The organism is Kitasatospora sp. NBC_01300 (assembly GCF_041435235.1).
Lineage (GTDB): Bacteria > Actinomycetota > Actinomycetes > Streptomycetales > Streptomycetaceae > Kitasatospora.
Map to the genome: position 1 here is coordinate 722,039 of NZ_CP108409.1, position 20,550 is coordinate 742,588.

Sequence of the window (20,550 nt, forward strand, 5' to 3'; positions counted from 1 at the left end):
CCTCAGCCCATCGTCGGGATGGTGAAGCTCGCGCCCTCCTTGACCCCGGAGGGCCAGCGCGAGGTGACGGTGCGGGTGCGGGTGTAGAAGCGGATCGAGTCCGGCCCGTGCTGGTTGAGGTCGCCGAAGCCGGAGCGCTTCCAGCCGCCGAAGGTGTGGTACGCGACCGGCACGGGGATCGGCACGTTGACGCCGACCATGCCGGTGTTCACCCGGCGGGCGAAGTCCCGGGCCGTGTCGCCGTCCCGGGTGTAGATGGCCACGCCGTTGCCGAACTCGTGCTCGCTGGGCAGGCGCAGCGCCTCCTCGTAGTCGGCGGCGCGGAGCACGGTCAGGACGGGGCCGAAGATCTCCTCCCGGTAGATCCGCATGTCGGGAGTCACCCGGTCGAACAGCGAGGCGCCGAGGAAGTAGCCGCCCTCGTGGCCCTCCAGCCGGAAGTCCCGCCCGTCGACCACGAGTTCGGCGCCCTCCTCGACCCCGAGGTCCAGGTAGCCGCGGACCCGCTCCAGCGCGTCGGCGCCGACCAGCGGGCCGAAGTCCGCCGCCGGGTCGTCCGAGCGCCCGACCTTCAACGCGGCGATCCGCTCGACCAGTTTGGCCACCAGGGCGTCGGCGGTCTCCTCCCCCACCGGGACGGCCACCGAGATCGCCATGCAGCGCTCGCCGGCCGAGCCGTAGCCGGCGCCGATCAGGGCGTCCGCGGCCTGGTCGAGGTCGGCGTCCGGCATCACGACCAGGTGGTTCTTGGCGCCGCCGAAGCACTGCGCCCGCTTCCCGTGCGCGGCGGCGGTGGCGTAGACGTACTGGGCGATCGGCGTGGAGCCGACGAACCCGACCGCCTGCACCCGCGGGTCCTCCAGCAGGGTGTCCACGGCCTCCTTGCCGCCGTTGACGACGTTCAGCACGCCCGGCGGCAGCCCGGCCTCCAGGAACAGTTCGGCCAGGCGCAGCGGCACCGAGGGGTCGCGCTCCGAGGGCTTGAGGACGAAGGCGTTGCCGCAGGCCAGGGCGGGTGCGGCCTTCCAGAGCGGGATCATCGCCGGGAAGTTGAACGGCGTGATGCCGGCGACCACGCCGAGCGGCTGGCGCATCGAGTACACGTCGATGCCGGTGCCCGCGTTGTCGCTGAACTCGCCCTTCAGCAGGTGCGGGATGCCGGCGGCGAACTCCACGACCTCCAGGCCGCGTTGGATGTCGCCGTGGGCATCGGCCACGGTCTTGCCGTGCTCGGCGGACAGCAGCCGGGCCAGCTCGTCCTTCTCCTGCTCGACGAGTCGGAGGAAGCGCAGCAGGACGCGGGCCCGCCGCTGCGGGTTCCACGCGGCCCACGCGGGCTGGGCCTGCGCGGCGTCGGCGATCACCGCCTCGACCTCGGCCCGGCTCGCCAGCGGCACCCGGGCCTGCACCCGGCCGGTGTTGGGGTCGTACACGTCGCCGAAGCGACCGGAGGTGCCGGCGGTGGGCTTGCCGGCGACGAAGTGGGTCAGTTCTCGGACCATCGGGTTCCTTCTCTCGACAGGGTGGGGAGAGGAGGAGGATCGGAGGCCGCCGCCCGTCGGCGGGCACACGGTGGTGCGCCCCTCGGCACGGGCGTACGGCGGCAGCACGGAACATCAGGGCGTGGACGCCCCGGCGGCCGTGGGCACGGGACGACCAGGAGCAGCAGTGGAGCGGGAGCAGCCCGGAGTCATGCGTGTCGTCTCCATCCTCGTGGAAAACACGGAACACCCGCGGCCGGTATCCTGACTCCCGGATCACCGCACGCCCCCAGGCCTTCCCGGCTGGCTGCCAGTGGCCTTCGTCTGCGAGGACGAACTCCCCGGTCACAGTGGCGGGACCGTGCCGGACTCACACCGGCTTCCCTGACACCGCGGACCTGCCCTCGACCATATAGTTGGACGTCCTAGTAAGTCCAGAGGCCCGCACGCGCGTTGCGCCATCGGGTTCCCGCCTCACCGAGCACCACGCGACCGGGCGGTGCCCGCGATCAGGCACCCGGCAGCGCGGCGCCACGAGCCCGTAAAGTTAGCTGAGGCACACCTAAGCAACACAGGTCGAGCCCATCTTCGCCATACCGGCGCGGGCGGGCCTCGGCCGCCGACCGCCGTCGGCACCGGGGGTGTGCCTGCCGGGAGTGTCGGGACAGGGAGAACGATGTGAGGGACGGTCGGGACGCCAGGCGTCCGCACGGGGAGCTGGTCGCGGACGTGCTGGCGGTGCTGTGGGCGGCCGGCGAGCCGCTGACCGCCCAGCAGGTCAAGGAGGCGCTGGACCACGGGCTGGCCCGCACCACCGTGGCGACGATCCTCACCCGCCTGCACGAGAAGGGCACCCTGGTCCGCAGCCGCCCCGCGCGGTCCTTCGCCTACGCCCCGGTGGAGGACGCCGCCGGACTGGCGGCCGGGCGCATGCGCCGGGAGTTGGAGAAGGAACCCCAGCGGGACCTCGTGCTGAAGCGGTTCGTCTCCTCCCTGTCCGAGGACGACGAGGACGTCCTGCGCAGCCTGCTCCTCGAAGCCCAGACCGAGGCCGGGGCCGCGACCGCGACCGCAGCGGACTCCGGCAGGCCCGAGCGCGAGGACGACGCATGGGCCTGATCCTGGCGGTCGTCGCCCTGGCCCTGCTGCTCCCCTGGGCCGCGGCGCCCGCCGCACGCCGCCTGGCCCTGCTGCTCCCTCCGCGCGAGGCCTCGCTCGCGCTCACGGGCGCGGCCGTCCTGCTGGCGGGCGGCACCGTCGCGGCACTCGTCGGACTGTTCCACGTCCCGTTCCTGGCGGGCCTGGAGCACCTGCCGCTGTCCGGCGTCGTCGCCCGGTGGCCGGCCGTGGTGCCGGTGTCCTGCGCCGCCGGGGCCGCGCTGGCCGTCCAGGCCGTACGGCTGACGCTGCGCTGGCGCGGGCACCGCGTGCTCCTCGCCCGCGCCTGGGGCCTGACGGCCGATGCGACGAGCGACGGCGACCTGCTCGTGGTCGCGGGCGAGGAGGCCGAGGCCTTCGCCCTGCCCGGCCACCGGGGGCGCCCCGGCCGCGTCGTCGTCTCGACCGGCATGCTGCGCGCGCTGGGGCCGGAGGAGCGCGCGGTGCTCCTCGCCCACGAGCGCGCCCACCTGCGCGGGCGCCACCACCTGCTGTCCGCCGCCGCCGACCTCTCCGCCGCCGTGCACCCGGCGCTGGCCCGGCTGCGGGCCGACCTCGACTACCACCTGGAACGCTGGGCCGACGAGCAGGCCGCCGCCGCGGTCGCCGACCGGCGCACCGCCGCGACCGCCATCGCCCGGGCGGCCCTGGCCGGATCACCGCCCGCCCGCCGGGGCGCCGGGCCCCTGCTGTCCGTGAACACCGGCCCCGTGCCCCAGCGCGTCCGGGCCCTCCTGGGCCCCGAACTCGCCCGCCCGACCGGCCGCAGGGCGCACGCCGCCGTCGCCCTGGTCGCCGCCGTCACGGTCGCGGCCCTGCTCGGCGCGGCCTTGGCGTACGGGCTGCACGAGTACGTCGAGTACGCGGCCCGGGCCCTGAGGGATCACGGCACGGTTTGACGACATCGATGTAGACCAACCGTGCGGGTCCGGGTATGGTGAGGCTCGGCTGACCCGTGCGGGCCTTGGCGCTGCCGCCCTCCGGCGATCAGCGGCCGCGTCCACTCCGGCCCGCGGGCTCGGCGTCCCCGCGCGGGTGCCGCCAGCATGGCCCCGGACCGAGAACACGGCGGCCACCGGACGATGGGACCTGGTGTGTACGACGGGAGGACGGGCTCGACGAGCCCCTTCGAACAGACCGTCTACCTCCTGTCGACGGCCGGCCGGGCGGTCGACCGGCTGCTGGCCGACCGGCTCGACGCGAGGGGAATGGGCCCGGCCCATCAGGCGATGCTGTCCGCACTCGCCCAGTTGGGGCCGCACGGGCGCCGCGACCTCACCGAGCACGCCGCCGCCGCCGCAACCGGGACCGACTCCGCCCAGGCCCTGGACGACCTCCTGTCCGCAGGCCTGGTGCACTCCATGGTCGTCCAGATCGGCGGGCGGCAGGAGGTGCTGACGATCACCCCGGCCGGGCAGGCGGCGCTGGACGTCCTGCACGACGACGCGTCCGCCGTCCAGGGCGACCTGCTCGCCTCGTTGACGAAGGGCCAGCGCGCCGAACTCAACTCCCTGCTGCGGCGGGTGTGCACGGCGGCCGCCCGCGGCGCGGGACGCCGCGCACCCTCGCGGCCGGGCCCCGGCTGGGTGCTCACCGGCGGACAGCGCCGGCGGTGGGTCGCCGAGTAGGAGTCAGCGGACGCCGGCGGGCTGCTGCGCCGTGAGCGGTGCGGGGTGGGGGCCCGCGAGCGGCAGGACGTGGTCGGCGCGGCCGGTGACGAGGGGGAGGTCGTGGCTGACGAGGACCACCGCCAGGCCCCGGCTGGTGCGCAGGTCGTCGAGGAGGTCCATGAGCGCGGCGGTGGTGTCGCTGTCGAGGGCGGAGGTGACCTCGTCGCAGAGCAGGACGTCGGGTTCGGCGGCCAGGGCGCGGGCGAGGGAGACGCGCTGGCGTTGGCCGCCGGAGAGTTCGTGGGGGTGGCGGGTCGCGTAGTGCGGGGGCAGGCCGACGGCGGTGAGCAGGTCGGCGACGCGCTCCTCGCACCGGGCAAAGGGGAGGCCGAAGTGCAGCTTCAGCGGCCGGGTGAGGGTGGCCCCGACGGTGTGGGCCGGGTTGAGGGCGCCGAGGGGGTTCTGGGGGACGAGCTGGATGCGGCGGCGCTGGTCGCGACTGCGGCGCCGGTAGGACGGGGCCAGGTGTTCGCCGTGGAGGACGACGCTGCCGGACTCGGGCCGGTGCAGGCCGGCCAGGGTGCGCAGCAGCGTGCTCTTGCCGCATCCGGACGGGCCGGTGATCCCGGTCAGCGTGCCGGGCATCAGGACGAGGTCGACGGCGGCGAAGACGCGGTGGCGGGTGCGGACCGCGCCGAAGCCGGCGCTGAGCGCCTTCACCTCCACGACGGGCGAGGTTCCGGAGGCGGCCCGGGGACGAACCCGTGCGGCCGGCACGGCCGCTGCCGGCACAGCCACAGCCGGGGCCGCCGCAGCCGGGGCCGCAGCCGGGCGGTCGGGCCACAGGGCCAGGACGTCGTCGGCGCAGCGGGCGACGAAGTCGGGGTCGTGGCTGGTGAGGGCGATGGCGAGGCCGTCGGACTCGGCGATCTCGCGCAGCAGGTCGGCGATGTCGTCGCGCAGGGCCGGGTCGAGGCCGGCGGTGGGTTCGTCGAGGAGGAGGATCTCGGGCCGTCGGGCGAGGGCGCGGGCAAGGGCGACACGCCGCTGCTGACCGCCGGACAGGCCCGCGGGGCGGCGGTGTTCGAGGCGCTCGTCGGCCGGAAGGCGGACCGCGCGCAGCAGGTCGGGCACGGAGGTTCGGCGGCGGTCGGCGGCGGTCTCGGTCAGGAGGCGGTCGACGCGCATCCGCGGGTTGAGTCCGGAGCCGGGGTCCTGGCCGACGAAGGCGAGCTTGTGGCGGCGAAGGCGGCGCAGGTCCTCGGGCGCGAGGGCGAGGATGTCGTGGCCGAGGACGTCGACGGTGCCGGTGGTGACGCGGGCGCCCGGCGGGAGGGCTCCGGCGAGGGCGCGCAGGAGGGTGGTCTTGCCGGCGCCGGAGGGGCCGGTGACGGCGGTGACCCGGCCCGGGGTGAGGGTGAGGGTGGCGCCGGTGAGCAGGGGCGTGTCCGCGAGGGCGATGGACAGGCCCGTGGCGCGGGCGGCGGGGGCGGCGGTGCTCACAGCGGGGTCTCCGGGGTCGGCCGGGCGGGGGCGAGGGCTTCGGCGGCGAGGTTGACACTGATGGCGAGCAGCCCGATGGCCAGGCACGGCGCGCCGACCGCCCAGGGGTTGAGGGTGATCCCGGCGGCGTTCTCGCGGATCATCAACGCCCAGTCGGCTTCCGGGGGTTGGGGGCCGAGCTGGAGGAAGGCGGCGACCGAGACGATGTAGACGCCTTCGACGAAGCGCAGGCCGAACAGGGCGAGGAGGGTGGAGCGCAGGTTGGGCAGCACCTCGCGGACCGTCAGGTGCCACAGGCGTTCGCCGCCGACGGCCGCGGCCTCGACGTAGCCGGTGGCGGCGATGGGGGCGGCTGCCGCGGCGACGATGCGCACGGCGTAGGGGATGCCCAGGAGGGTGGCGGCGGCCGCGACGGCCAGGCGCCCGCCGGCGGGCCAGGCCAGGGCGATGAGCATGATGGCGAGGACGGAGGGCAGGAGGATCGTCAGGTCGGCGGAGCGTTCGATCCACCGGCCGAGCCGGGGCCGCAGGACGGCGAGGATGCCGAGGACGGTGGCCGCCGCCGTGACGACCAGGGCGATGGCCACGGCCGTGGCGATCAGGGGTGCGCCGCCGGTCAGCAGGCGGCTGAGGACGTCGCGGCCGAGCTGGTCACCGCCGAGCGGCGCGTCGCCGCCTGATTCGGCGTAGGGGATGGTGACGGGGGTGTCGATGGGGTGCGGGGCGAGGAGCGGTCCGGCGAGGGCGAGCAGGACGAGCAGGAGCGCGGGGACGGCGCGGACGAGCACGCGCCCGCTGCGCCGGGTGGCGGGCGCGGGGGCCGCTGCGGTCGGGGCATCGGCGGTCATCGGCGCTCCTCTCCGAGGGCGGTGGTGCGGATGAGGTCGGCCAGCAGCAGGAGCAGGCTGATGGCGGCGCCGGCCGCGGCCACGACTCCGGCGACGAGCGGGGTGTCGCGGTCGGCGATGGCCCCGGCCAGGACGGCGCCGATGCCGGGGTAGTTGAAGAGGGTCTCGACGACGACGGTGCCGCCCAGCAGCATGCCGGCGGAGGTGGCGATGCCGACGGCGATGGCGGACAGGGCGCCGGGGAGCATGTGGTGGCTGAGGATGCGTCGGCGCGCGAGGCCGTCGAGGACGGCGGCCTGGACGTGCGGCAGCGCCGCCTGGTCGGCGAGCGCGCCGCGCACGATGCGGGTGTTCCAGCCGATCTGGGGGATGGCCAGCGAGAGCACCGGCAGCACGAGCATGGTCCAGGACTCGGGGGCTCCGTCGGGGCCGGTGAGGGTGACGGCGGGCAGCCAGCCGGTCCACTGGGACAGCACGAGCAGGAGGGCGACGGAGACGACGAACTCCGGGAGGGCGAACGCGGCGGTGGAGACGGCGTCGATGGCGCGGTCGGTGCGTCCGCCGGGGCGCAGGGCGGCCCAACTCCCGAGCGCGAGGGCGCCGATGGTGCTCAGGGCGAGGGCGATGGTGCCCAGGAGCAGGGTGTTGGGGAAGGGGCCGGCGAGGATGTCGGTGACGTGCTGGCCGCGCGCGGTGACGCCGAGGTCGCCGGTGGGCAGGCCGGTCATCCAGTCCCAGAAGCGTTCGACCACCGGGCGGTCGAGCCCGAGGGCGCTGCGGCGGGCGGCGAGGTCGGCGGCGGTGACCCCGCGGTCGGCGGTCGCGCCGGCGGCGTCGCCCGGGAGCAGCTCGACGGCCGCGAAGACGCCGGCGAGCAGGACGACGAGCAGGACCAGGCGCCGGGCCGCCTGACGGGCGACCCGGCCCGCACCGGGGAGGATGCGGGCCGGGATGCCCTGCGGCGCGCGGGCGCCGGCCGGCTGAAGCGTGGTCAACGCGCCAGCCAGGTCTTCTCGAGCTGGACGCGGCCGTAGCCGGGGAGCCTGGGCAGGTCGCGCACGGCGGCTCCGGCGAGGTCGATGCCGTCGGCCATGCCCCACAGCAGGTAGCCGGACTGGGCGAACTCGATCTCCTGGAGCCGGTGCAGCAGCTTGTCGCGCGCGGCGGCGTCGGCGGTGCCCATGGCCGTGCGGTAGGCCTCGTCGAACGCGGGGTCCTTGAAGCCGGACTCGTTCTGGCCGGCGTCGGAGAGCATCGTCTTGGAGGCGAAGAAGACGACCGAGTCGTTGGTGCCCCAGTACGTCGTGTAGAGCGGCGCCTTGAGCCAGGTGGCGTCCCAGAAGGCCTTGGAGTCCTGCTTCACGACGTTGATCTTCACACCGGCCTCGCGGACCTGGGTGGCGAACAGGGTCGCGGACTCGGCGAGGCCGGAGACGTCCTCGGTGGTGATCAGGTCGTAGGTCCGGGAGGTGTCGAACCCGGCGTCGGAGAGCAGCTGCTTGGCCTTGGCGAGGTCGCGCCCCCGCTGCGGTATGTCCTTGGCGAAGGCCGGGTCGCCGGTGCCGAGGATGTCGTTGGCGACGCTGCCGTAGCCGGAGAGGACCTGCTTGACCATGGCGTCGCGGTCGACCGCCAGCTTCAGGGCCTCGCGCACCCGTGCGTCGGCGAACGGGCCGTCGGCGGTGCGCATGACGACGGGCATCGCCATGTCGTTGGGGCGGCGCAGGATCTGGACGTCCTTGCGGGCCTCGGCGGTGCGGGCGGCGACGGCGCCGACGTTGGAGGCGAGGTCGATCTGCCCGGCGAGCAGGGCGTTGGCCATGGCCTGCGGGCTCTCGAACAGGCGCACCTCGACGGCGTCGAGCAGCACCTTGCCGCCGTACCAGTTGTCGTTGCGCACCAGCCGGGCGTTGCCGTCGCGGTACCAGTCGAGCTTGAACGGGCCGGTGCCGGGGGCGCCGGCTATCGCGTCGTCCTTGGTGTCCTTCTTCAGGACGAAGGTGGTCAGGCGGGTCTGCAGCGGCAGGTCCGCGTTGGGGTAGTCGGAGACCAGGACGACGGTCTTCTCGTCCTCGGCCCTGATGCCCTCGGGCTGGATGCCGGGCAGCCGGCTCCTGCCCGCCGGGGTGTTGCGCAGGCGCTGCAGCGACCAGACCACGTCGGCGGCGGTGACCGGGGTGCCGTCGTGGAACGTCGCACCGTCGGCGATCGTGAAGCGCCAGGTCTTCAGGTCCTCCGACGGCTTCCAGGAGGCCAGCCGCGGGACGGTGTTGGCGGTGGATCCGGGAACGGCCAGCGTGTCGTAGATCAGACTGATGATCAGGTAGTCGCTCTCGTTGGCCTGCGTGCCGTGCGGGTCGCGGGTGATCGCGGAGGCCTTGCCGAGAGCGCCGACCTTGAGCGTCCCCCCGGCGCGGGGCTGCGAGGACGCCGCGCCCGCGGACGCGGCGTCCTTGGTTCCGCCCGCGCCACCGCCGCAGGCGGCGAGCGCGCCGGCCGCCCCGACACCGGCACCGGCCCACAGCAGCTGTCGTCTGGTGACGCCCACGTTCGTTCCTCGATTCGGGTTGAGCTCGATTTGCTTAGGCTTACCTACCCTAAGTTTGAGACGGCTCGCAAGCCGCCCGGCGGAGCGCACCGGCCCGCAGGGTGTGCGCCCCCCTGCCGCAAACAGCAATCCGAGCAGCGGAGTTGCCCCCGCGCGGCACGTGCGCCGCCGCCTCGAACTGAGACTACGTAAATGTAGACATCCGATCGGGTAAGGCTTGCCTTACCTCAAAGTCGTTGTTACGTTTCCTGTCGTCCGGCCGTCCGAGCCGACCCGGACCCCACGCCTCACGCGCTGCTCCCGCCCGCCGTCCCGCACCGGCGCGGTGATGCCGCGTGCCCGCAACACCTTTCTCCCCGCCCCTGCCGACGGAAGGCCCCGCCGTGCCCACCTGCCCTGCCCCGGTACGCCGTCTCGACCCCGCCGCCACCGCGGAACTGACCGCCACCGCCGCCAAGCTGCTGGACTTCCACGGCTCTGCGACCAGTCCCCGCCTGCTGGCCGACCTCCCCGTGATGTGCGCCCAGCTCAGCCCCGGACTCCGGCACGCGCTGCGCCCCGTGGACACCGCCGACGGCCTGTTCGTCCTGCGCGGACTGCACCCCGACGACGCGGAGCTCGGCCCGACACCCGGCCACTGGTCGACCGTCGGGGACGCGGGTGCGCTGTGGGACGTGGTCCTGCTGCTCGTCTCCACGCTGATGGGGACCCCGATCGCCTGGGACGGCCAGCAGGACGGCCGCTTCGTACACAACATCGTTCCCTCGCCCGGCCACGAGAGCGAGCAGACCGGCGCCTCCAGCTCCGTCCTGCTCACCCCGCACACCGAGGACGCCTTCCACCCCGGCCGCGCCCACCTGCTCCTGCTGTGCTGCATGCGCAACCACGACAACATCGCCACCACCGCGGCCAGCATCCGCCTCACCGAACTCGCCGACGAGGACGTCGCCCAGCTGGAGCGTCCGACCGTGCCGATCCTGCCCGACGACGCCTACGAGCAGGCCCAGCAGTTCACCGGCCGACCCGCACCGGTGCCCACCCTCTACGCGGCACCCGAGGGCCTGACCATGCGCTTCGACCCCGCCTACACGCCGGTCGAGGACGCCGACGAGACCTGGCGCGCGGCCTACCGGCGCCTGGAGGACGAACTCGCCCGCGTCTCGGTGGCGGTGAGCCTGGAGCCGGGCGACGTACTGGTCGTCGACAACGACATCGTCGTCCACGGCCGCGTCCCCTTCCGGGCGCGCTACGACGGCACCGACCGCTGGCTCAAGCGCGCCTCCGTGCGCGTCGAGGACCGACCCACCCGCCCGGCCGCCGAACACGACGAACACGGCTACGGCCAGGCCGCCCTGACCGCCTGACCTGCCCTCACGCCTTCCTGCCTCACCGACTTCATGCCTTACTGACTTACCGGCTCACTGACTTACCGACTTACTCACTTGCCTTCCTGCCTTCCAGATGCCGCCTCACCCATCCGAAAGGGCACCCCCGTGGACCGGGACGACACCACCCTGCGCGTACTCTCCACCAGCGACCTCGCCGGCCTGGACATCACCCTGACCGACGTCGTCGACACCGTCGAACAGGCCTACCGCACCCTGGCCGCGGGCCAGTCCGACAACCCGCGCAAACTCACCGTCAAGCCCGCCGACGGCCACTCCGTCTCCTACGCCATGCTCGGCCGCGACGGGGCGCGCAACGTCGTCGCCATCAAGACCTCGTACAAGCACGGCCTCGACAAGGGCCGCGAGGAGCAGCACTACTACACGACGCTGACCGTCTACGACGACGTCACCGGCCTGCCGGTCGCCATGATGGACTGCTCGCGCATCGGCTCCCTCCGCACCCCCGCCGTCTCCGCCCTGCTGGCCCGCGAGTGCGCCTCCCCCGACGCCTCCACGGCGCTGGTGATCGGCACGGGCACCCAGGGCCGCCTCGCGCTGCCGTTCCTGCTCACCACCCTGCCCAAGCTGGAGCGGCTGCTGCTGGCCGGCACCCACCCCGACGGCATAGCCGCCGTCCGCCAGGAGTTGGAGCGCCACTTCCCCGGCCGCGAGCTGGAGTTGGTCACCGACCTGAAGCGCGCCGCGCACGACGCGGACGTCATCGTCGCCACCGCCGGCGCTCACACCTCCGCCGCCGTCGAGGCCGACTGGCTGAAGCCCGGCGCGACCGCGATCCTGGTCGGCCACGGCCTCGCCCCGTCCACGCTGCACCGGGCCGACCGCGTCATCGCCACCAGCGAGGCCCAGATGCGCGTCACCGGCACCGACATGGCCGACGCCGACGGCAACCTGCCCGCCGTCGACGTGGAGCTGCCCGTCGTCATCTCCGGCGCCTCCCAGGCCCGTACCGCACCCGGCCAGCGGATCTTCGCCTACAACAGCGGCCTGGTCGTCACCGACATCGCGCTGGGCCACCGCTTCGCCCAGCTCGCCGCCGACCAGGACCTCGGCACCGAGGTCGCGCTGTGGCGCTGACCCTTCCCGCCCACCCCGATCCCCTCCACGACGGGCTCGCGGCCGGAGACCTCCTGCACGACCTCTCCCACGCCTTCGGCGGACCGTTCCACTTCGTGCTGCCCGAACGCTTCGACGCCAACCTGGCTGCCTTCCGGGCCGCGCTCGACGAAGCGGAGGTCGAGGGCACGGTGCACTTCGCGAAGAAGGCCAACAAGGCCGCCGCGTTCGTCGAACGCTGCGCCCACGCGGGAGCCGGCGTGGACGTCGCCAGCCACGGCGAGCTGCGCGAAGCCCTCGGCCACGGTGTGCGCGGCGAGGACATCGTCGTCACCGGGCCCGCCAAAGCCGAGCCGCTGCTGCGCGTCGCGGCCCTCCAGGGCGCGCTGATAGCCGTCGACTCCCTCGACGAACTGAGCCGCGTCCTGCACCTGGACGTCCCCCGGCCCGTCCGCATCCTGCTGCGCCGCTTCCCGCCCACCCGGACCGGCAGCCGCTTCGGCCTCACCGACGACCAGCTCGACACCGCGCTGCAGCGCTGCGCCGCGGCGAAGGAGCGGGTCCGGATGGAGGGCTTCAGCTTCCACCTGTCCGGCTACGACGTGCAGCCCCGCACCGACCTCGCCGGAGAACTCGTCGAACTCTGCCTCAAGGCAAGGCTCCTGGGGCTGCAGGCCGACCGGATCAGCATCGGCGGCGGCTTCGCCGTCGACTACGTGCCCGCCGAGGCCTGGCACACCTTCCTCGCCGAGCAGGGCCCCGACGACTACCACGCCCGCAAGTCCTTCAGCACCAGCGACTTCTACCCCTACCACTCGCCCGTCGCCGGGGCCGACGCCCTGCGGGCCGTCCTCGCCGCCCGCCCCCACGGCACGGGTGCCCCGCTGGCCCGGCGGCTGCGGGAGGCCGGCGTGATGCTGCTGCTGGAACCCGGACGCGCCCTGCTGGCCGGGGCCGGATCCTCGGTGTTCGCCGTCCAGGGCGTCAAGGACCGCCCCGGGTACGGGATCGTCACCGTCGACGGCAGCAGCCTGAGCCTGTCCGAGCAGTGGTTCAACAGCGAGTACCTGCCCGACCCCCTGCTCCTCACCGCGCACCCCGACCAGGACGCCGCGGAGTACCGGGCGTGCGTGGGCGGGGCCAGCTGCCTCGACTCCGACCTGCTCACCTGGCGCAAGATCGCCTTCCCCCGCCGCCCCCGGGTCGGCGACCTGCTCGTCTATCCCAACACCGCCGGCTACCAGATGGATTCGAACGAGTCGCCCTTCCACGACCTCCCCCTGCCGGCCAAGGTCGTCATCCACCACGAGAACGGCCGGCTGCGCTGGCGCCTCGACCGCCGCCCGGCCCTGTGACCCCACGCCACCCCGCTCCCGAGAAAGCGCTCCCTGCCATGACCGACGCCCTCCACCGCCCCCCGGTGGTCACCCGGATGACCGACCTCATCGGCTGCACCCCGCTGTTCGAGCTCGCCCGCGCCGACAACGGCGCCCGCCTCCTGCTGAAGCTGGAGATGTTCAACCCCACCGGCAGCGCCAAGATCCGTATGGCCCGGCAGATGGTCCTCGACGCCGAGGAGCGCGGTCTGCTGCGCGAGGGCGGCCACATCATCGAGTCCACCTCCGGCAACACCGGCCTCGGGCTGGCCGTCGTCGCCGCCGAGCGCGGCCACCGCTTCACCGCCGTCGTCGACAACCACGCCGCCGCCGACAAGCTGCGCGGCATGAAGGCGATGGGCACCGAGCTCGTGTACGTCGACGCCGACACCGACGGCGAGGAGCTCCACACCGCCGCCCGCGAGGAACTGGCCGAGGAGATGGCCCGCGGCAAGGACAACACGTTCTTCACCGAGCAGCACAACAACCCCAGCAACGCGGTGGGCTACTTCGCGGTCGGCCGGGAGATCGCCCAGGCCCTCGACAACCGGGTCGACGTGCTGATCGGCGCGGTCGGCACCGGCGGCGGCCTGTGCGGCACCGCCCGCGAGCTCAGGAAGTACGTGCCCGGGGTCTCGGTCGTCGGTGTCGAGCCGAAGGGCTCCATCGCCTTCGGCCCGCCCGCCCACGACTACTACCAGTCCGGCACCGGCACCCCCGAAGGCGCCACCATCGGCCTGCTCGTCGACTACGACCTCATCGACGAGGGCGTCAAGGTCGGCGACGTCGAGGCCTTCGCCACCGCCCGCGTCGTCGCCCGCCGCACCGGCCTGCTCATCGGCGGCTCCGCCGGCGGCGTCGTCCACGACGCCCTGGCCCGCCTGACGACCCTTCCGCCGGACGCCGTCATGGTCGCGTTCATCAACGACGGCGGCGAGAAGTACATGGATACCGTCTTCAACGACGACTGGATGACCGCCCGCAACCTCATCGACGAAGCTGTGGAGGCCGAGATCGACGAGTCCCTCTCCAAACTCCGCAGGCCCTGACTTCTAGAGACGTGACATTCAGAGACGTGACACCCACCATGCAGCAGCAGCTGACCACCCTGGCGCGCGACAGCCGCGCCCTCACCGCCCTCGCCGTCCCGCTCGCCCTCACCCAGCTCGCCCAGGTCGCCCTCACCACCACCGACACGATCATGATGGGCGTCCTGGGCACCGAGGCGCTGGCCGCCGGCGGCCTCGCCCTGGTGATCTTCAACCAGCTCCGCACCATGGGCGTCGGGCTGGTCACCTCCGTCGGCAACCAGGTGGCAGCGGCAGCGGCCCGCGCCGAGCGCGGCGCCGAGGCGGCCGGCACCGAGAAGGCGGGAGCCAAGGAGGCCGCCGCCGAACCGGACGCCGTCACCGAACCGGCCACCGGCGCCGACCACGAGGTCCGGGGCCTGGTGCGTGCCGCGATGGCCGTCGCCACCCTCGCCGGCCTGGCCGGCGCCGTCCTGATGGTCCTCATCGGCCAGGCCGCCACCTGGCTCGGCCAGGACGCCACCGTCGCCCACCGCGCGCAGGGCATGCTCGCCGCCCTCGCCCCCGGCCTCGTGCCCTGCCTCTGGTTCCAGGCCGTCCGCCAGTTCACCGTCGGCATGCGCCGCCCCCAGGCCCTGCTGCAGATCACCCTCGCCTCCGTCGCCGTCAACGCCGCCCTCAACTGGGCCTTCATCCACGGCACCTGGGGCCTGCCCCGGCTCGGCCTCACCGGCATCGGCGTCGCCACCAGCAGCGTCTACCTGCTGTCCTTCCTCGCCCTCTACGCCTCCGCCCGCCGCGACCCGCAGCTCGCCCCCCTGCTCAGCCTCGACTTCTGGCGCGCCGATCCGGCAACCGTCCGCCGCCTGCTCGGCCTGGGCACCCCCATCGCGGCCACCTACGGCTCCGAGGCCGGGTTCTTCTCCGTCACCGCCCTGCTCGCCGGCAGCTTCGGCCCGGCCGCGCTCGCCGCCCACACCGCCGTCAACCAGCTCGTCTACATCGTCTTCCAGGTCGCCGTCGGCCTCTCCCACGCGGCCTCCATCAACGTCAGCCGCGAACTCGCCCTCGGCGAGCACGCCGCCGCCCGCCGCATCAAGAACACCGCACTCGCCTGCGGCGCCGCCGTCACCGCCCTCGTCGGCATCGTCTACCTCACCGTCCCGGACCTCGTCCTGCGCCCCTACTTCGACCCGGACGCGCCCGCCGACCAGCAGGGCCTGACCATCGCGACCAGCCTCCTCGTCCTGGTGGCCGTCCTGCAGCTCTTCGACTGCGCCCAGAACATCGGCGTCGGACTGCTCCGCGGCCTCGACGACACCAGGAGCGGCTTCCGCATCACCCTCATCGGCTACTGGGCCGTCGGCCTGCCCTGTGCCTGGCTCCTCGCCTACCCCCTCGGCGGCGAGATCCGCGGCCTCTGGTTCGGGCTGCTCCTCGGCCTCGCCACCACCGCCGCCCTCCTCCTGCGCCGCTACAGCCGCGCCCTCACCGCGAAGGCCGCCGCGGCGCCCGACGCCGTCGCCGCCGGAGCCTGACCCGCCCGCCGGAGGTGCCGGGGCACGACCCACCCCGCCCTCCGGCGGCTCGTGCTGTTCCTTCGCGGGCCCCCACCCCTTGCCGGAACGTTCCGGCGTGGCTAGATTCTTCACCACGCCAGCAAAGCTGACTGAACTTTCAGTTACACCGCAGGGCCGTGCCAGCACCAGAGAACAGAAGGAACATCCATGACCACGTCCACCACCACCGGCCGCACGTCCGCCGGAGGCCCCGCCTCCGGCACCTGCCGGACGTCCCGCCGGCAGACGAGGACGGTCCGCCCGTGACCTCGTACGCCGTCCTCACCTCCTTCGGCTCCCCGCTCGGCTCCCCCGGCCGCACCAGGCCGGCCGAACGCACACCGCTGCGCGTCGGGCTCGTGCAGATGCGCTGGTACGCCGACCCGGCCGAGCACGACGCCCGGCTTCGCGAGGGCGTGGCACTCGCCGCCGCGCAGGGCGCGACGATGGTGTGCCTGCCCGAGCTGACCCGCAGCCCCTACTTCTGCAACACCGACGACCCGATGGGCGAGGGCGCCGCCCGCTACCTGGAGGACGTCGAGACGGGGCCCACCACCCGCCTCGCCGCCGAACTCGCCACCGAACTCGGCATCAGCGTCCACGCCTCCCTGTACGAGCGCGCCGAGGACGGCGGCCTCGGCTACAACACGGCCGTCTGCGTGGACCGCGACGGCACCCTCGTCGCCAGGACCCGGAAGAACCACATCCCGGCCTTCCCCGGCTACCGCGAGGACCTGTGCTTCCGCCCCGGCGACAGCGGGTTCCCCGTCCTGGCCCACCAGGGCGCCGCCTTCGGCTTCCCCACCTGCTGGGACGAGTGGTTCCCCGAACTCGCCCGCGCCTACGCGCTCGGCGGCGCCGAAGTCCTCGTCCACCCCACCGCCATCGGCTCCGAGGTCGACCTCCCGGACTTCGACACCCGGCCCATGTGGGAGCACGCCATCAGCGCCAACGGCCTCGCCAACGCGCTGTTCATGATCGTGCCCAACCGGATCGGGACGGAGGGCCGGTCCACCTTCTACGGCTCGTCGTTCATCTCCGACCCGTACGGCCGGATCCTGCTCCGCGCCCCGCGCGACCGGCCCGCCGTCCTCGTCGCCGACCTCGACCTCGACCAGTGCCGGGACTGGCGGGAGTTCGGCCTGCTGCGCACCCGCCGCCCCGAGCTGTACGCCCCGCTGACCGCGGCGAGCCCCGACGCCTGACCGGACGCCCCGGCGCATCCACGCCGGGGCGTCCCGCCACCACGAGCCGACGCGCCGGGACTACTGCCAACTACCCTTTCCAATAGCGCAGTTGACGCACCCGCCCGGACCGACCTCAGGTGGTGGCCGTCGGAGCAGGCGAAGCCGCGCCGGCGGACGGCGGGGCCTGGCAGGGCAGGACGACCATCACACTCACACCCTGGCCGGGCTTCGACACGCCCGCCGAAACGGTGTAGCCGTCGGACTCGCGGACGGCATCGAACTCCCCGGTGGGCGGGGTGGACTGAGCGTCCGAACCGGACGCCGACGAGGTGATCTTGAAGCCCTCGCCCGCCAGCTTCTCCCGCAGCGCCCGCAGCACCTCGGGACGCTGGTCGTCCGTGGCCTTCAACAGGTTCCCCGAACTGAGCTGGTACGCCTCGCCCTCATCGGCGATACCCAACCCCCGCCCCTTGCACCTGTAGTAGCCGATGAGCTTGCCCCACGGATCCCGCTCAAGGCCCGTCAGCTCGCGCACGTGGTCCTGAACCCGATCCGCCCGGGCCAACGCCTCCTCCCGGGACTCGACACGTGTGGGCTCACTCGCCGTCTCCCGCCCTCCGCCCGGCGACCCCACGGATGAGCACGAGCCGAGCACCAGGGCACCCGACACCATCAGCACCGCCGCGCAGGCCACCCGTGCCGCCGCCCCGGCCGGCACGGCCGTCGATCTCTTCAACAAGTGCAGTACTCTCCCCCGCTAAAAAGTGTGCGTTCTGCCATCCGGATGCTACGGCACCACCGAGCAGGCTCCGCATGTGCCGAAGCACGACGGCCGACACCAAGGCCGCGCGCGGGGTCACCTGCCAAGCACCACTAGGAGAAGGACGTGTGCAGGTACCTGACGGTCGGCATCGCGATCAGCCAGGCCGCGACGGCGAGGCCGATGGTCACCGGGAAGGGCCACTGCACCAGCGTGAGGACGACGACACCCATGCCGGTCACCAGAACCATCCCCATGAGCAGGACCGGCGAGCTGTTCCAGAACTCCGGGTTCCGGCCGGGCAGTCCGAAGGCGGTCACCACCGTGCCCACGGCGATCAGCAGCGTGGCTCCCGCCAGAGCGAGCCAACCGCGCCAGGACAGGGTCAGGGTGCTCACCTCGTGCCCGTCGTGGGCGATCCGGACCACCATGCCCTTCCAGATCTTCAGGTCCACGGCGGTGCCGGCCTCCACGTGCCGGTAGAGGGACTCGTCGACCTCGTACTTCTGGGCGGAGCCCGCCTCGCGCGCGATGTTCAGGTAGTAGCTGTTCCCGTCGTCGGAGAAGGACAGCCACTTCCTGGTGACCTGGCCGCTCTCCAGCAGCAGGCAGCCGGCGTCCCGCCCGGGCGTCGGAGCATCGCACACGGGGGCGGTGCGGGAGGCACCGCGCTCCTCGAAGGTGCCGACGAACAGGACGAAGCCGAGGACGACCAGCGGCAGGCCCGCGAGGACGATCAGGGTGCGCGCGGTACGGGAGTCCCGCCACCGTCGCTTCGGCTTGCTCGGATTCGCCGCCCAGCCGTCCATCGGATCCCCACCCGCCCTACCGCGTCCGTGTGTGACGCACCCCGGTGACCCCCCGGGCCGCACGCCGGATGATGCCAGGGATACCCGGCGGGCGCGAGGGAGTTCACCGGGGGCCCTGCCGGCAGGGCAGCCGCGCCCGCCCGGACGCACGGTCAGCCCCAGAACTCCCGCAGGGCCGCGTTGACGGCGGCGGGCTCCTGGGTGTGCGGGTAGTAACCGGGCACCCGTAGGAGGCGGGCCCCGAGGGAGTCCGTGAGGGACTCGGCCACGGCCATGAGGGGGAGCCCCACGTGCTCGCGGTACACGGCCGGCGCGCGCTCCCAGGTTCCGCAGATCACCAGGGTCGGCAGGGCGGCGCCCCGGACCGCCTCCAACGGGATCTCCGCCTCCCAGACGGGCCGCTCCCCCATGGAGGTGGCGACGGCACGGAGCCGGCGCGACGTGGGCTCGGGCATGGCCATCCCCAACCCCTCGGTGGACTCACGGAGATACTGCTCCGGCGTGACGCCGTCCGGGATGCCCGGGGCACCGTCGCGCACCCGGTCGAGGAGGTCGGCGACGACTGGGTGGTGTGCGGCGGCAGTGAAGGCGGAGGGCTGGAGGAGGGCGAGGGAGCGGACGAGGTCGGGTCGGCGCGCGGCGGCGATGAGCACGGCGACGGCGCCGTTCCCGTGCCCCACGAGGTGGGCGCCGCCGGGCCCCACGGCCAAGGCCCCGTCGCCGAGAACCTCCACGATGTCCTCGGCGTCGACCTCGAAGTCGCTGCGCGCGGTGTCCGGGCTGTCGCCGTAGCCCCGGCGATCCATCAGGAGGAGCCGCCGGCTGTCCGCGAGGGGCCGCTGCCCGGCGAACCCGTACGTGGAGTCGCTGCCCCAGGTGAAGATGTTGTGGACGAAGAGGACGGGGGCGGCAGCAGCCGCCGGAGTCACAGGGGTCACCGAAGCTGTCGGGGCCCGGCCTCCCCCGACCCGGTCGCGGTTATCCCACACGGTCACGTGCACGGCTGCCACAGGTCATCCTCCCGAAGTCAAGGACATCAACTCCCTTGAGACTAGACCTCGATCCACGGCCGATGCCCGTGCATGAACCCGCTCTTCACCGACGACTGCGCTCCGACGCTCCAGGCGGAGCGGGAACACCACGCTTCCGCCTTCGGCACTTGCTCCACCGGCGGCCGTCCAGGCCAGGGGCGGCAGTGCGCGTGGCGCCGCAGCGAGCCGAGTATCCGTCAGCGGCATCGGCCGAACGGGTGGGCACCAGTGGCGTCGGACATCTTGTGCGTGCACGAAGGCAAATCGCCGTGCGTAACTGTGCGCGGGTCCGGCGGCCACACGGTCCGCCGTACGAGCCGACGGCCGCAACCCGCCCGGCCCCTCCCCGCCCCGCGCCCCGAACGGAGCCGCCCACCCATGCGCACCCCCACTCTCGCCGCCCTCTCACTGGCGCTCGCCCTACCCCTGACGGGGCTGGCCGCCACCGGCACCGCCGCCGCGCAGTCCTCCGCCTCCCGAGGGGTTCCGATCGCGGAGTGCGACGGCGTCCCCAAGGTCCGCGATCCCGGCGCCGAGAACTACCTCTGCACCCGGAAGGAACTCGGCCCGGTCACCCTGCCGACGGACGCCGTGGTGAGCAAGCTGCTGACGGGCTACGACCGGCTGGGCGGAGTGACGCCGGTGCGCTTCCTGGACTGGTACCGGGACTGGCGGGGGTGGAAGTACCCGGACAACAACGGCTTCACCGACAACAACGGCACCCTCGACAAGACCGTACAGACCATCACGAAGAGCCAGAAGCTGGACCGCTTCGGGAACAACGCCTACGGCTCCTACCTCGCCCCCGGCGGCACGCCGTTCCCCCAGCGCGCCCTTCCGCCGGATTCCCTCAACGGAGGCGACGACAACTACCACTGCTTCGAGGTGCAGAGGCCGTTCCAGGTCCAGCAGGGACACATCGCGGGCGCGTTCTCCCAGCCGGGCAACGGACTCCAGCAGTGGCTCGACCCCGACCTGAAGCCGGGCGACATCCCGGGCACGTACGACGTCGCCGGCCTCATCACCGCCGGGTACCTGACCGAACACACCGCCGACAAGACCTTCTGTCTGTCGGGCCAGAACGACGCCTGACCCCCACCCGGGCGGACCTGACCGCGCACGCCCGGCAACCGGCAACCGCCCAGCCCCGCCCTGCTACGCGCTCGGCGGGGCCGGCACTGCAGTCGGCA

18 protein-coding genes and 1 riboswitch are annotated in these 20,550 nt (G+C 73.4%); of the genes, 10 read left to right on the plus strand and 8 right to left on the minus strand.

The window, feature by feature from the left end; genetic code table 11:
- Positions 1-2: 2 nt before the first annotated feature.
- The gene (locus tag OG556_RS36820) at positions 3-1,502 is read right to left on the minus strand and encodes a CoA-acylating methylmalonate-semialdehyde dehydrogenase (protein WP_331744233.1); all 1,500 of its coding nucleotides are present in this window, start codon (positions 1,500-1,502) and stop codon (positions 3-5) included.
- Between the two features lie 215 nt (positions 1,503-1,717).
- A riboswitch (cobalamin riboswitch) is annotated at positions 1,718-1,909 on the minus strand.
- Between the two features lie 250 nt (positions 1,910-2,159).
- Between OG556_RS36820 and OG556_RS36825 the strand changes: the two genes are divergently transcribed.
- The 3 genes from OG556_RS36825 (at position 2,160) to OG556_RS36835 (ending at position 4,267) form a co-directional block, all read left to right on the plus strand.
- Positions 2,160-2,600 carry a BlaI/MecI/CopY family transcriptional regulator gene (locus OG556_RS36825; RefSeq protein WP_331744236.1) on the plus strand — a complete coding sequence of 147 codons (441 nt, stop codon included), beginning with the start codon at positions 2,160-2,162 and terminating at the stop codon, positions 2,598-2,600.
- Entirely contained in the window at positions 2,591-3,538 is a 948-nt protein-coding gene (locus OG556_RS36830; RefSeq protein ID WP_331744239.1) for a M48 family metalloprotease, read from the plus strand. The genes OG556_RS36825 and OG556_RS36830 overlap by 10 nt, the downstream gene beginning before the upstream one ends.
- Positions 3,539-3,733: 195 nt before the next feature.
- On the plus strand, positions 3,734-4,267 hold the full coding sequence (locus OG556_RS36835; protein ID WP_371523103.1) for a MarR family winged helix-turn-helix transcriptional regulator: 534 nt from the start codon (positions 3,734-3,736) through the stop codon (positions 4,265-4,267).
- A gap of 3 nt (positions 4,268-4,270) precedes the next feature.
- Here the strand turns inward: OG556_RS36835 and OG556_RS36840 are convergent, their stop codons facing one another.
- Genes OG556_RS36840 through OG556_RS36855 form a run of 4 tightly spaced genes read right to left on the minus strand, consistent with a single transcriptional unit; the run spans position 4,271 to position 9,148 of the window.
- Positions 4,271-5,752 carry an ATP-binding cassette domain-containing protein gene (locus tag OG556_RS36840; protein WP_331744245.1) on the minus strand — a complete coding sequence of 494 codons (1,482 nt, stop codon included), beginning with the start codon at positions 5,750-5,752 and terminating at the stop codon, positions 4,271-4,273.
- The gene (locus tag OG556_RS36845) at positions 5,749-6,600 is read right to left on the minus strand and encodes an ABC transporter permease subunit (RefSeq protein ID WP_331744250.1); all 852 of its coding nucleotides are present in this window, start codon (positions 6,598-6,600) and stop codon (positions 5,749-5,751) included. The genes OG556_RS36840 and OG556_RS36845 overlap by 4 nt, the downstream gene beginning before the upstream one ends.
- The gene (locus OG556_RS36850; RefSeq protein ID WP_371523104.1) at positions 6,597-7,595 is read right to left on the minus strand and encodes an ABC transporter permease; all 999 of its coding nucleotides are present in this window, start codon (positions 7,593-7,595) and stop codon (positions 6,597-6,599) included. The genes OG556_RS36845 and OG556_RS36850 overlap by 4 nt, the downstream gene beginning before the upstream one ends.
- A complete protein-coding gene (locus tag OG556_RS36855) occupies positions 7,592-9,148 on the minus strand; it encodes an ABC transporter substrate-binding protein (RefSeq protein WP_331744253.1) in 1,557 nt (518 codons plus the stop codon). The genes OG556_RS36850 and OG556_RS36855 overlap by 4 nt, the downstream gene beginning before the upstream one ends.
- 383 nt (positions 9,149-9,531) lie before the next feature.
- Between OG556_RS36855 and OG556_RS36860 the strand changes: the two genes are divergently transcribed.
- The 6 genes from OG556_RS36860 to OG556_RS36885 all read left to right on the plus strand — a co-directional run bounded on the left by OG556_RS36860 (position 9,532) and on the right by OG556_RS36885 (position 16,778).
- A complete protein-coding gene (locus OG556_RS36860) occupies positions 9,532-10,512 on the plus strand; it encodes a TauD/TfdA family dioxygenase (protein WP_371523105.1) in 981 nt (326 codons plus the stop codon).
- 129 nt (positions 10,513-10,641) lie between these two features.
- The gene (locus OG556_RS36865; RefSeq protein ID WP_331744260.1) at positions 10,642-11,631 is read left to right on the plus strand and encodes an ornithine cyclodeaminase family protein; all 990 of its coding nucleotides are present in this window, start codon (positions 10,642-10,644) and stop codon (positions 11,629-11,631) included.
- The gene (locus tag OG556_RS36870; protein WP_331744262.1) at positions 11,622-12,965 is read left to right on the plus strand and encodes a Y4yA family PLP-dependent enzyme; all 1,344 of its coding nucleotides are present in this window, start codon (positions 11,622-11,624) and stop codon (positions 12,963-12,965) included. The genes OG556_RS36865 and OG556_RS36870 overlap by 10 nt, the downstream gene beginning before the upstream one ends.
- A 38-nt stretch (positions 12,966-13,003) precedes the next feature.
- Entirely contained in the window at positions 13,004-14,035 is a 1,032-nt protein-coding gene (locus OG556_RS36875) for a cysteine synthase family protein (protein WP_331744264.1), read from the plus strand.
- Positions 14,036-14,073: 38 nt separating this feature from the next.
- Entirely contained in the window at positions 14,074-15,552 is a 1,479-nt protein-coding gene (locus OG556_RS36880) for an MATE family efflux transporter (protein WP_331744266.1), read from the plus strand.
- 284 nt (positions 15,553-15,836) lie between these two features.
- Positions 15,837-16,778, plus strand: coding sequence for a nitrilase-related carbon-nitrogen hydrolase (locus OG556_RS36885; RefSeq protein ID WP_331744268.1), 942 nt, complete (start codon positions 15,837-15,839; stop codon positions 16,776-16,778).
- Positions 16,779-16,893: 115 nt separating this feature from the next.
- On the opposite strand, the gene OG556_RS36890 is transcribed toward OG556_RS36885, so the two are convergent.
- The 3 genes from OG556_RS36890 to OG556_RS36900 all read right to left on the minus strand — a co-directional run bounded on the left by OG556_RS36890 (position 16,894) and on the right by OG556_RS36900 (position 19,339).
- Positions 16,894-17,220, minus strand: a complete 327-nt coding sequence (locus OG556_RS36890) for a hypothetical protein (RefSeq protein ID WP_371523106.1) — start codon at positions 17,218-17,220, stop codon at positions 16,894-16,896.
- A gap of 413 nt (positions 17,221-17,633) precedes the next feature.
- Positions 17,634-18,329: a hypothetical protein gene (locus tag OG556_RS36895; protein WP_331744271.1), complete on the minus strand. Its 696-nt coding sequence runs from the start codon at positions 18,327-18,329 to the stop codon at positions 17,634-17,636.
- A 152-nt stretch (positions 18,330-18,481) separates the two neighbouring features.
- Entirely contained in the window at positions 18,482-19,339 is an 858-nt protein-coding gene (locus OG556_RS36900; protein ID WP_331744274.1) for an alpha/beta hydrolase, read from the minus strand.
- A gap of 399 nt (positions 19,340-19,738) precedes the next feature.
- Here OG556_RS36900 and OG556_RS36905 point away from each other — a divergent pair, with 399 nt between their 5' ends.
- Complete coding sequence (locus OG556_RS36905; RefSeq protein ID WP_331744278.1) at positions 19,739-20,452, plus strand: TNT domain-containing protein; 714 nt, start codon at positions 19,739-19,741, stop codon at positions 20,450-20,452.
- Positions 20,453-20,550: the final 98 nt, after the last annotated feature.